This is a genomic window from Pseudomonas sp. AIG, assembly GCF_977020205.1.
The window spans coordinates 77,575-89,737 of record NZ_CDROCK010000027.1; the positions used below are offsets into that span (position 1 = coordinate 77,575).

Consider the following 12,163-nt stretch of genomic DNA (forward strand, 5'->3'; position numbering starts at 1 on the left):
CTGCACAGGCGGCGATTATGGGCCGCGCAGCACAGTGAAGGAAGCCGCGGGACCTGTGTTTAATCCTGCGTTTACGAATTTCCTACAACTTCGCCTGGCGCACGGCGCCACTGCGTGACTTGGCCATCGCCGCCAGACGCACCGCGACGTTCGCCGCGCCATACCCGGCATAGCCGTTCTTGCGCTGGATAATCTCGAAGAAGAAGCGCCCTTCGAACGGCTCGGTGTAGACGTGGAACAGCTCACCGCCCTGGGCATCACGGTCGTACAAGACGTTGTAATAGGCCAGTTCGCTGAGGAATTCGTCGTCAAAATCGAAGCGTGCGGCGAGGTCGTCGTAATAGTTGAGCGGAATATCCAGCAGCGGTACGCCGGCTTCTTTGGCGCGACTGACTTCGGCGAAGATGTCATCACAATCGAAGGCGATGTGATGCACACCGGAGCCACGGTAACTCGACAGCGCGTGGGAGATGGCGGTGTTGCGGTTCTCGGAGATGTTCAGCGGCAAGCGGATCGAACTGTCGCGACTGCGCAATGCGCGGCTCTTCACCAGCCCGTACGGATCGGGCAGTACCACTTCATCGTCCGCCTCAAAATCCAGCAGGCTCTTGTAGAACAGCACCCAACTGTCGAGGCTGTCGGCCGGCAGCGCCATGGCCATGTGATCGATACGCTTGAGACCGCCGCGTGCCGGCGCATCCGCCAGCAGATTGAAATCGGTGCCATAGACGTCGGCCTGTTCATCGACCAGATAAATCAGGCTGCCGTCGGGTGCGCGCACCGCCGCCAGTTCCAGCTCGTTGGGGCCGACCAGTCCGCGATAGGGCTGACCTTTGTAAGCGACGGCACGGGCCAAGGCACTGGCGCTGTCCTTGACCCGCACGGCGGTGGCGCACAGCGACGGGCCGTGGGCCTCGAAAAAGCTGTGGGCGAAAGAGTAAGGTTCGGAGTTGAGGATCAAATTGATATCGCCCTGACGCAACAGGCTCACGCTCTTGGATCGATGCTGCCCGGCCTTGACGAACCCGAGGCGCTCCAGCCAGTTCGACAGCTTGGCGCCGAGGCTTTCATCGACGGCGAACTCAAGAAACTCGATGCCGTTGTACTCACTGGCCTTCGGTGTTTCGAAGAGAATTTCGCGGTTGGCCACAAGTTTGGTTTCCTGCTCCAGACGCTGGCGGGTCTTCTCTTCCAGATACAGCAGCGAGCGCAAACCGTCGGCGGCATTGGCCCGTGGTGGCGCGGCGCGGAAGCCGTCGTTGAAGATTTCCAGCGACAGCGGCCCGGTGTAACCACTCTGGATGATCGGCGCGAGGAACCCCGGCAAATCGAACTCGCCCTGCCCAGGGAAGCAGCGGAAATGCCGGCTCCACTCCAGCACATCCATCTGCAGAATCGGCGCGTCAGCCATTTGCACAAAGAAGATCTTGTCGCCGGGAATATCGGCGATGGCGCTTGGATCACCCTTCAGCGACAAGGTGTGAAAGCTGTCGAGCAACACACCGAGGCTCGGGTGATCGGCCTGACGCACGATGTCCCAGACCTGTTGATAAGTATTCACGTGACGGCCCCACGCCAGCGCTTCGTAACCAATGCGCAAACCGCGCGCACCGGCATGCTCGGCCAGCAGCCGCAGGTCATCGACTAGAATTTGTTGGTCGCCGACGCTGTCGGCCGAGGCGTTGCTGCAAACCAGCACCAGGTCGGTGCCAAGCTCCTGCATCAAATCGAACTTGCGTTCCGCCCGCTCCAGATTGCGCGCCAGGCGATCGCGGCGGCAGCCTTCGAAATCGCGGAACGGCTGAAACAGGGTGATGGCGATGCCGAGATCGGCGCACATCTGTTTAATTTCCCGCGGACTGCCGTCGTAGTACAGGAGGTCGTTTTCGAAAATCTCCACCCCGTCGAACCCGGCGGCGGCGATGGCTTCGAGTTTTTCCGGCAGGGTGCCGCTCAAGGAAACGGTGGCAATGGAACGCTGCATGTTTCAACTCCCGGACTTCGCCGCTTTTGGCTGGGATGGTTTTTGTAGTGAGGGAAATTATTGGCTGCATCGAACGTGGCAGCAATTTAAAGTGTACTACCCGGTTAGTTTTGCGTGCGATTATCGAACACAATGGCGGTTTGGCGAATTGACGATTTTTCGTCCACTGCCCAACATCGACCGCACATTGAGTCCGGATCTGAACCACCGGTCGCAGCGTGCAAAGTAAAAAGCACACCAAATAACAAATCCAAAAACGGGTGGAACACATGATTCCTTCACAGACTTCCCGCATGGCCCCGGCCATGAGCACTGCCACGGGTGGCATCGGCGACAAGATCCGCGGCGCCATGGCTGTCGGCAAGACCCGTTGGGGCATGCTGGCGCTGGTGTTTTTCGCCACGACCCTGAACTACATCGACCGCGCCGCCCTCGGCGTCATGCAGCCAATCCTCGCCAAGGAAATGAGCTGGACGGCGATGGATTACGCCAACATCAACTTCTGGTTTCAGGTCGGCTACGCGATCGGTTTCGTCCTGCAGGGCCGGTTGATCGACCGGGTCGGCGTCAAGCGCGTGTTCTTCTGCGCCGTGCTGCTGTGGAGCCTGGCCACCGGCGCTCACGGTCTGGCGACGTCGGCCGTTGGTTTCATGGTCTGCCGGTTCATCCTCGGTCTGACCGAAGCGGCGAACTACCCGGCCTGCGTGAAAACCACACGCCTGTGGTTCCCGGCCGGCGAACGTGCAGTGGCCACCGGCATCTTCAACGCCGGCACCAACGTTGGCGCGATGTTCACGCCAATGCTGCTGCCGCTGGTGCTGCACGTCTGGGGCTGGCAAGCGGCGTTCCTGTGCATGTCGGCACTCGGCGGGATCTGGTTGCTGTTCTGGGGCTTGAAGTATTTCAACCCGGAAGATCACCCGAGCGTTAAGCAGTCCGAGCTGGACTACATCCAGAAAGAAGTCGAACCGGAACAGGCCCGCGTGCCGTTCTCGAAAATCCTGCGTATGCGCGGCACCTGGGCCTTCGCCCTCGCCTACTCGCTGACCGCGCCGGTGTTCTGGTTCTACCTGTACTGGCTGCCGCCGTTTCTCAATCAGCAATACAACCTGGGCATCAACGTCACCCAGATGGGTATTCCGCTGATCATCATCTATGTGACCGCTGACTTCGGCAGCGTCGGTGGCGGCATTCTGTCTTCGTTCCTGATCGGTCGCGGGATGAACTCGATCAAGGCGCGCCTGCTGTCGATGTTCCTGTTTGCCTGCTGCATCATCGGTGTGGTCATGGCCGCCGGCTCTGCCAATCTGTGGGTTGCAGTCGCCGCGATCTCCCTCGCCATCGGTGCGCATCAGGCTTGGACGGCGAACATCTGGAGCCTGGTGATGGACTACACGCCCAAACACATGATGAGCACGGTGTTCGGTTTCGGCGGCATGTGCGCAGCGATCGGCGGGATGTTCATGACCCAGATCGTCGGCCACATCCTCACCGTCACCAACAACAACTACACCGTGTTGTTCACCCTGATTCCGGCGATGTATTTTCTTGCGCTGACGTGGATGTACTTCATGGCACCGCGCAAGATTCCGACCATCACCGAATAACCTGCCTACACCCGGCTCCCTTGTAGGAGCTGCGGCACGCTGCGATCTTTTGATCTTGATGTTGAAGATCAAAAGATCGCAGCCTCGTTTCACTCGTCAGCTCCTACAGGGGTTTGTGTTTTCTGCTCTGCTGCCACGCTGCCGCCAGTCCGCTGCAACAGATCACTGCAATACCGATGATCGTCAGCAGACTCGGCGTGTGATTGAACAGCAACCAGCCCAACAACCCGGCAAACACGATCTGGCAATAACCGAACGGCGCCAGCAGTGCCGGTGCGGCATGACGAAACGCCTGGGTCAGAAACAGATGCGCGGTCATCCCGCAACTGCCCAGCGCGATCATCAACGTGGCGTGGCTCAGCGTCGGCACTTGCCAGAAGAACGGCACCAGCGCACTCATCACCAGCGTGTTGCACAGCCCGGCGAAGAAGTTGCTGGTGGTCGGGCTGTCGACTTCGGCGAGCTTGCGTGTCAGCAACTGATAGAAGCAGAAAAACAGCGCCGAACAGAAGGGCAGTAACACTGCCGGTGTGAACAACTCACCGCCGGGATGGACGATGATCAGCACACCGATAAAGCCGCAGATCACCGCGATCCATTGGCCGCGTGTCACTCGCTCCTTGAGCAGCGGCACCGACAATGCGGTCACCAATACCGGCGCGAGAAAGTTGACCGCCGTGGCTTCCGCCAACGGGATATACAGCAGCGCCGTGGTGAAAAACAGGCTGGTACCGAGTAGACAAAGTGCCCGCGTCAGCTGCCATAACGGCTTCTTCGTACGCAAAACGCGCAACCCGGATTGCGGCAGGAAAATCCCCGCCATCAGCAGTGTGTGCACCAGATAACGCGCCCAGACCACCATCACGATCGGATAGAAACCGGACAGGTATTTCGATAGCGCGTCGTGACTGGAGAACAGGAAGGTTGCCACGACAATCAGCAAGATCCCCTTGAAGGGTTGGTTGACTCCGGAGAGCGGGGTGCTGACGGTCATTGGATTTCCTTGTGTTGCCAAAAAGATCAAAAACCTTCGCAGGAAAGTCTCGCCGCCACAGGAACAACACGGTCCCTGTGGCAGCGGGCTTGCCCACGATAGGTGCGCAGCACCGCTTAAAGCCGCGCCAATAATTCCCGGGTTCTGCCGATCGCCATCTGCGCTCGCTCTAATCCGCTTACGCCCTGCTCGAGCAGTTTCACCGTGGGAATTTCCAGACTCAGTGGAATATTAGTCGGCAGCGCTTTCAGCAACCCGCGTAGATCACAATCACCCTCGCCGGGAAACCGCCGCTCGTTGCGCGCCTGACGCAAGATCTCGGCCATATCTGACGGTCTCGGCCCCGCCACATCACATAATTGCGCGTAACGCAGGCGCGACGCTGGCACCTCAGCCAGATCCTCCAGGCGTGACGCCGAACGATCAAAGTGAAACGCATCGACCAGCACCGCAGCGTTTGTCCGATCCGCGTTCTCGACAATGCGCAACGCTTGCTCAAGATTGCGCGCATCGGTCCAGGGCATGAACTCCAGATGCGGATGCAACCCGTAAGGCGCGGACAGATCACACAGCGCCGCGAAGTTGTCGGTGAGGCGCTGTTCGTCAGGATCATTACCGGCAACGAGTAACTCTGTGGCACCAAACTCCGCGCCGACCGTAAGCAGTTTCTCGAAGTCGGCGACGACGGTCTGCGGTTTCAAGCGCAGGATTTCCACGTCGAGCACACGGACACCGGTATCACGCAGTCGCTGCAAGGTCTGACGCCGCAAGTCGCCATCGGCTACCAACGGGAAGTGATATTCCTCAGGCGTCGCCGGTTCCAGGCGCAGGCCGACATGGCTGTAACCCGCGCGGGCGGCCACTTCGACCATTTGCGGCGGTGACAACTCCAGCACGGTGAGGCTGGCCAGGGACAGAATTCGTTCACTCATCTTCAAGCCTCGATCAACGCAGGGACGCAGGCACGGCCGGTGGCGGCAGCCTCACGAATGGCTTCAATCAGCGCAAGAGTGCGGGCGGCATCGGCAGCACTCACCAGTGGCGCGACTTCACGCCGCGCTACACGTACGAAATGCTGTAACTGCAAGCGTAAAGCGTCGTCACCGCTGTAGGACTCTTCGACCATCAACAAGGGTTCATGCCAACCGGCGTCGACCTGATCAGCGGCATAATGCCAACGCTTGAGTTGCGGAATGCTCAAGGCGCCAGCAGTCCCCGCTAGCAGATAGCACGGCTGATCGGACTGACGTGGGTACACCGGGTTCTCGCCGGAATCCAGCTCCCAACTCCACGGCGCGACAACCGCGTCGGAACCGCTCAATGTGCCCAATGTGCCCCCCTCGAATTGCAGCAACACCGCCGCACTGTCTTCGTTGGCGAACCCGCGCACTGAATTGTCGGTGATCGCTTGTACCGAGCGCACTTCGCCGCACAGGTGACGCAGCAGGTCGAGGTCGTGAATCAGATTGGTCAGCAACATCCCGGCGCCCGGTTCGCGGCGCCACGGGATCTCGAAGTAGCTGTCGGGTTTGCGCAACTGGAACAGTGCGGTCACCGTGGTCAGGCGCCCGAGTGCCCCGCTCTGCAGCAACTCATGGGCGCGCGCGATCAGCGGGTTGTGGCGCCGATGATGACCGACCAGCACCGGTACGCCGCTGCGTTTAACCGCAGCGACCAGCTCGCGCGCTTCATCCAGGTGCACGCCGACGGGTTTCTCCAAGAGCACCGGTACGCCTGCCGCCAGGCAATCGAGCGCCGTAGCGACGTGCTGGTTATTCGGATTGGCGACGATCACCGCGTCTGGCCTGATGTGCTCGAGCATCTGACGATGATCAGCGAAATGCCTGATACCCCAATAAGCCGCTAGCGCTGCGGCTTGCGGCCCGGGATCAGCCACTGCGCACAGCGTCGCTTCGTTGAGGGTTTGCAGATGCCGATAATGTTGCTGACCCATGTTGCCGGCACCGATCAAGGCGATTCGAAGGGGCGAATTCAAGGTGCGGTCCTCTTGTGATTGTTCTCGGAATGACACTCCGCAAACAATTTAGAACCGAGTTCCAGAATCAAACACCCATCGTTTTCAAATCCGTGCGAACACCGCACAACTTCGTGAACAACAAAAATCCCCTGTAGGAGTGAGCCTGCTCGCGATCGCGGAGTGTCAGTCGCCGTTAACGTTGGCTGACATACCGCTATCGCGAGCAGGCTCACTCCTACAGGGGGTCTGTGTGAACTCGGATTAGATAAACAGTTCTGAGGCCAGGCTGGCTGCTGATAATTCTTCGGTGAATGTCAGCAACAGCGGCGCCAATTCATGCAACCGTGCCCCCGGCATCCGCGCACTCGGCCCAGCAATACTGAGTACACCGATCACCCGACCATCCGTTGGATGCCTCACCACAGCCGCAATCGCCGAAGTCCCCACCGCCGAACTTTCCTCAACCCAGGCATAGCCCTGCTCCCGAGCCAGGCGCAGCCGCTCCAGCAATTCGATATTGGAGCGCGGCGCATTCGGCCCCACGCCCACCGGCACTTCCGCGGCCTGCCGCTCGACCAGCGACAGCGCCTCGGCGTCGCTCATGCAGGCCAGCCACGCATGCCCGGACGCGGTGTAGAACAGTGGCGCATCGCGGCCCATGTCCGGGTCATAACGCAGACCGGTGCGCGCACCTTGCGCCTTGGCAATCCAGGTCTGGCGCTCGCCGTCGATCACGCCCAAACGCACCAGCTCGCCGGTTTCCTCCGCCAGCCGATCGAGCACCGGCTGGACGATATCGGCACCGCTGCTCGACAAGTACTGGAAACCCATCGCCACCAGTTTGGTCGACAGGTGATAACGCAGGGTTTCCGCGTTCTGCCGCACATAGCCCAAGCGAATCAGCTCGGCGAGCAAGCGGTGCGTCGCGCTTTTGGGGATATCCAGTTGCTCGGCCAGGGTCTGCATCGGCAGCCCGCGCGGATCACTGGTGAGGCTTTCCAGCACGCTGAAAACCCGTTCGATTTGACTGCCAGCCATGGGGACATCCGAGTGAAATTTTGCCGATTCTAGAAGACATCGGCGGCAAAGCGAAATCTGGAACCCGTTGTTCGATAACCGCCCGCTTTGTTGCTTCAAGGCTTGTCGTGCGACGGCAGCGCTGGTTATTTTCTGGAATCTAATTCCAAAAAAAATTTAACGCTGGAGCGTTGTTTGATGTCTGCCGAACTCCCTGATATCGACTGCGACGTGCTGGTCGTCGGCTCCGGCGCTGCCGGGTTGTCGGCCGCCGTCACCACCGCGTGGCATGGTTTGAAAGTCATCGTCGTCGAAAAAGATTCGGTGTTCGGTGGCGCCACCGCGTGGTCCGGCGGCTGGGCGTGGGTGCCGTGCAACCCCTTGGCCCGTCGTGGCGGGATCATCGAAGACATCGAACAACCGCGCACCTATCTGCGCCATGAACTGGGCGAACACTTTGACCCGGCGATGATCGACGCCTTTCTTCAAGCCGGGCCGCGCATGGTCGCGTTTTTCGAACAGCACACCGCCCTGCAATTTGCCGACGGCAACGCCATCGCCGACATTCATGGTGACACGCCGGGCGCTGGCACTGGTGGCCGCTCGGTCATCGCGGCGCCTTACGACGGACGCAAAGTCGGACGCCTGCTCAAGCGCCTTCGTACCACCCTGCGCGAAACATCCTTCATGGGTATGCCGATCATGGCCGGGGCGGATCTGTCGGCGTTCCTCAATCTGACGCGCTCGTTGAAAGCCGCATGGCATGTGACCCAACGTTTCACTCGGCACCTGTTCGACCTCGCCGTGCATGGCCGGGCGATGCAACTGGTCAACGGCGTCGCACTGGTGGCAAGGCTGGCAAAGTCTGCCGAAGACCTTGGCGTTCTGCTCTGGGAATCGGCGCCTGTGTCGGAACTGCTGCGTGACGGCTCGCGCGTTTCGGGTGCTGTGGTCAACACGGGCAAAGGCCCGATCCGCATTCATGCACGAAAAGCCGTGGTGCTCGCCGCCGGAGGTTTTGCCAATGACATTGAGCGGCGCAAAGCCCTGTTCCCGCGCACGCCGACCGGTCACGAGCATTGGGCGCTGCCACCGCTGGCCGTCAACGGCGATGGTCTGCGCCTGGGCGAAAGCGTCGGCGCTCGGGTCAATACCGATGTGGCTTCGCCAGTTGCCTGGGCACCGGTATCGCAAGTGCCACACTCCGACGGCAGCACCGGCCATTTCCCACACATCATCGAGCGCGGCAAACCCGGGATCATCGGCGTGCTGCGCAACGGCCAGCGCTTCGTCAATGAAGCGAATGGTTATTACGACTATGTCAGCGCCATGGTCGCCACTGCGCCGGAAGGTGAAGAAGTCGCCTCCTGGCTGATCTGCACGCGCGCCTTTCAACGGCGTTATGGACTGGGTATATCGCGGCCGTTTCCGCTGCCAGTGTCAGCATTTATCCGCAGCGGCTATCTGAAAACCGGTAACACCGTTGAAGAATTGGCCGTCGCCTGCGGTATCGACCCGAGCGGCTTGCGCCAGACTGTGGATAACTACAACCGCCATGCCCGTCACGGCGAAGACCCGTTGTTCGGTCGCGGCGCCACACCCTACAACCGCAAACAGGGTGATCCGGCGAACCTTCCCAACCCTTGCGTTGCCCCATTAGACACCGGCCCGTTCTACGCCGTGAAAGTCCAGCCGGGCTGCTTCGGCACCTTCGCCGGACTCAAGGTCAACCCGCACGCGCAAGTGCTGGATGCCAACGAACAACCCATCGCCGGCCTCTACGCCGCCGGCGGCGACATGGCCAGCATCATGGGTGGCCATTACCCGGCGGGCGGGATCAACCTCGGCCCGGCGCTGACTTTCGGTTACATCGCCGCCCGGCACATTGCCGGCATGACTGCTTTCGAAGAGGAGATCGACCATGCAGCACATCGTTAATGCCCAAGGTTTGAACATGCCGAAACTCGGCCTCGGCACCTGGCCGATGCTCGGCGACGAATGCACTCGCGCCGTGGAGCAAGCACTGGAACTGGGTTATCGACACATCGACACGGCAGCGGCCTACAACAATGAAGACGCCGTCGGACAAGCACTGGCGAATACCCCGACACCGCGCGAACAGATTCACGTCACCACCAAGGTCTGGTGGGATCAGCTGCAACCCGACGCCATGCGCCACTCCATGGACCGCAGCCTCACAGCCTTGCGCAGTGACTATGTCGACCTGTTCATGATCCATTGGCCGACCACCGACTGGGACCTGCCACGCACCCTCGAAACGCTCGCCTCTTTCAAGGAGCAAGGCCTGGCGCGCAATATCGGCGTGGCGAATTTTCCGCTGCCGTTGCTGCGCAAAGTCGTCGAGGAATATGGCATTGGTCTGTCAGCGATTCAGGTCGAATACCACGTCCTCCTCGGCCAAAACGCCCTGCTCGACTACGCCCGTCAACACGACATGGCACTGACGGCCTACACCCCGCTGGCGCGCAACAAGGTCTCGGATATTCCACAGATCCAACAGATCGCCCAAAAGCACGGCGTGCTGCCGACCCAGGTCGCATTGAAATGGTTGCTCGACCAACCCAACGTCGCAGCGATTCCCAAGGCCAGCAGCCGCACCAATCAACTGGCCAACCTCGCCTCGCTGCAGGTCGAACTCGACGATGAAGACCGCGCATTGATTGCCGCACTGCCGAAAAATCAACGCCAGGTCAGCCCGGATTTCGCACCGCAGTGGGATGCCTTTGATCGCTGATTGATAATCCAGCGATAGAAATCCTGAGCGGAGTTGAATTTGCCGCGCGCCAGACCGTCAATAACAGGCCCGACCTCGTCAACACGAGGCCGGGCCTGTTTGCATGTGGCCAATAGACGGACGACCGGACTGGCGCCACACTCACACAACAGCAACACTCATCACCACCCGATACACACAGAGGATTCCCACATGCTATGGAAAAAAGGCCGACGCAGTGACAACGTCGTCGATGCCCGTGGTGATGATGCCGGCGGTGGCGGCGGCATGCGTTTCGGAGGCGGCAAAGGCCTGAGTCTGGGGGCAATTCTGCTGATCGTCGGCATCGGTTGGATCACCGGGCAGGATCCGCTGCAGATCCTCGGTCAGCTCGCCGGGCAATCCACACAACAAGCGGCGCCGACCTCGCAAACCCGTCAGGCACCGCCGGCCAACGATGAACAGGCCGAATTCGTCCGCTCGATCCTTGGCGACACCGAAGACACCTGGGGCGCGATTTTCCAGCAGGCCGGGCGCCAATATAAAGACCCGACCCTGGTGCTGTTCAGCAACCGGGTCAATTCCGCCTGCGGTCTGGCCACCTCGGCCACCGGTCCGTTCTATTGCCCGGCCGATCAGAAGGTCTATCTGGACATGGCGTTCTTCCAGGAAATGTCGCAACACTTCAAAGCCGCCGGCGACTTCGCTCAGGCCTACGTGATCGCGCATGAAGTCGGACACCATGTGCAGACACTTCTCGGCGTCTCGGCGAAAATTCAGACAGCCCGCCAGCAAGGCCGGCAGATGGAAGGCGACGGCGGTTTGCTGGTGCGTCAGGAATTGCAGGCTGACTGCCTCGCCGGCGTCTGGGCCTACAACGCGCAAAAGCGTTTGAACTGGCTGGAACCGGGCGACATCGAAGAAGCCTTGAACGCGGCCAACGCCATCGGTGATGATCGCCTGCAGCAACAGGGTCAGGGCCGTGTGGTGCCGGACTCGTTTACCCACGGTACGTCGGCGCAAAGGGTGCGCTGGTTCAAAACCGGATTCGCACAGGGCCAGGTCGGCCAATGCGATACCTTCGCGGCGAAAAACCTGTAAATGCATAAATGGCTTTTGGCGTTACTGATCGTTGGCAGCACCGCGCAAGCCGCCGGTGTCGATGCGATCAGCCCCGGTCGTTTGCAACTCAAGGCCGGGGAAATGGCGGTGGGCATCGGCCCCGCGCCCGAGAAGATCGAGCGGGTGCTGATCGTCATTCATGGCCGCTTGCGCAACGCCGAAACCTATCGCAAAAGCGCCGAGAGCGCGGCCGAGCTGGCCGGGCAAAGCGCGCACACCCTGGTGATCGCCCCGCAGTTTCTCAATGAGAGTGATGTCGCGCTGTACTCGCTGCCCACAACCGTCCTGCGCTGGCAGGGCAACGAGTGGATGGGCGGCGGGTTATCCACAGGGCCGAATCCGTTGAGTTCCTATTCCGCGCTCGATGAGATCGTTGGACGGATCAGCGATCGCAAACAGTTTCCGGACGTAAAGCAGATCGTGATCTTCGGTCATTCCGGTGGCGGCCAGGTGGTGCAGCGTTATGCCCTGCTGGCCAAGGATCAGCCGGCGCTGAAGGCCAACGGCATTCGCTTGCGCTACGTGGTCGCCAACCCGTCATCGTATGCCTACTTCAATGAACAACGGCCGGTGGCGTTCGATCACGCCAAGTGCGCGGGTTTCAATCGCTGGAAGTACGGCTTGTCAGACGCGCCAGTGTATGCCGGTGGGCAAACGCCGTTGCAGCTTGAAAGCAGTTACGTCAAACGCGAGGTGATTTATCTGCTGGGGCAGCAGGATATTGATC

General features: G+C 60.4%; 10 protein-coding genes. 5 read left to right on the forward strand and 5 right to left on the reverse strand.

The features are described from left to right. Positions 1 to 82: 82 nt before the first annotated feature. Complete coding sequence (gene quiC, locus ACWR1S_RS16745) at positions 83 to 1,984, reverse strand: 3-dehydroshikimate dehydratase QuiC (RefSeq protein ID WP_454564279.1); 1,902 nt, start codon at positions 1,982 to 1,984, stop codon at positions 83 to 85. 269 nt (positions 1,985 to 2,253) lie between these two features. Here quiC and ACWR1S_RS16750 point away from each other — a divergent pair, with 269 nt between their 5' ends. Continuing rightward, positions 2,254 to 3,591 carry an MFS transporter gene (locus tag ACWR1S_RS16750; protein WP_141126448.1) on the forward strand — a complete coding sequence of 446 codons (1,338 nt, stop codon included), beginning with the start codon at positions 2,254 to 2,256 and terminating at the stop codon, positions 3,589 to 3,591. A gap of 103 nt (positions 3,592 to 3,694) precedes the next feature. On the opposite strand, the gene ACWR1S_RS16755 is transcribed toward ACWR1S_RS16750, so the two are convergent. The 4 genes from ACWR1S_RS16755 to ACWR1S_RS16770 form a co-directional block, all read right to left on the reverse strand. Continuing rightward, complete coding sequence (locus ACWR1S_RS16755) at positions 3,695 to 4,585, reverse strand: DMT family transporter (RefSeq protein WP_454564280.1); 891 nt, start codon at positions 4,583 to 4,585, stop codon at positions 3,695 to 3,697. A gap of 116 nt (positions 4,586 to 4,701) precedes the next feature. Beyond that, positions 4,702 to 5,517, reverse strand: a complete 816-nt coding sequence (locus ACWR1S_RS16760; RefSeq protein ID WP_454564281.1) for a sugar phosphate isomerase/epimerase family protein — start codon at positions 5,515 to 5,517, stop codon at positions 4,702 to 4,704. Between the two features lie 2 nt (positions 5,518 to 5,519). Continuing rightward, positions 5,520 to 6,581: a Gfo/Idh/MocA family protein gene (locus ACWR1S_RS16765; protein ID WP_454564282.1), complete on the reverse strand. Its 1,062-nt coding sequence runs from the start codon at positions 6,579 to 6,581 to the stop codon at positions 5,520 to 5,522. Positions 6,582 to 6,824: 243 nt separating this feature from the next. Continuing rightward, complete coding sequence (locus tag ACWR1S_RS16770) at positions 6,825 to 7,601, reverse strand: IclR family transcriptional regulator (RefSeq protein WP_454564283.1); 777 nt, start codon at positions 7,599 to 7,601, stop codon at positions 6,825 to 6,827. A gap of 177 nt (positions 7,602 to 7,778) precedes the next feature. Between ACWR1S_RS16770 and ACWR1S_RS16775 the strand changes: the two genes are divergently transcribed. The 4 genes from ACWR1S_RS16775 to ACWR1S_RS16790 form a co-directional block, all read left to right on the forward strand. Continuing rightward, the gene (locus tag ACWR1S_RS16775) at positions 7,779 to 9,518 is read left to right on the forward strand and encodes an FAD-dependent oxidoreductase (RefSeq protein ID WP_454564284.1); all 1,740 of its coding nucleotides are present in this window, start codon (positions 7,779 to 7,781) and stop codon (positions 9,516 to 9,518) included. After that, positions 9,502 to 10,335 (forward strand): aldo/keto reductase, encoded by an 834-nt coding sequence (locus ACWR1S_RS16780; RefSeq protein ID WP_454564285.1) that lies wholly within the window; start codon positions 9,502 to 9,504, stop codon positions 10,333 to 10,335. Before ACWR1S_RS16775 ends, ACWR1S_RS16780 begins: the two co-directional genes overlap by 17 nt. A 192-nt stretch (positions 10,336 to 10,527) precedes the next feature. After that, positions 10,528 to 11,415: a KPN_02809 family neutral zinc metallopeptidase gene (gene ypfJ / locus ACWR1S_RS16785; protein WP_454564286.1), complete on the forward strand. Its 888-nt coding sequence runs from the start codon at positions 10,528 to 10,530 to the stop codon at positions 11,413 to 11,415. Next, positions 11,416 to 12,163 (forward strand): alpha/beta hydrolase (locus ACWR1S_RS16790; protein ID WP_454564287.1); only part of this gene is annotated, 748 nt, incomplete at its 3' end.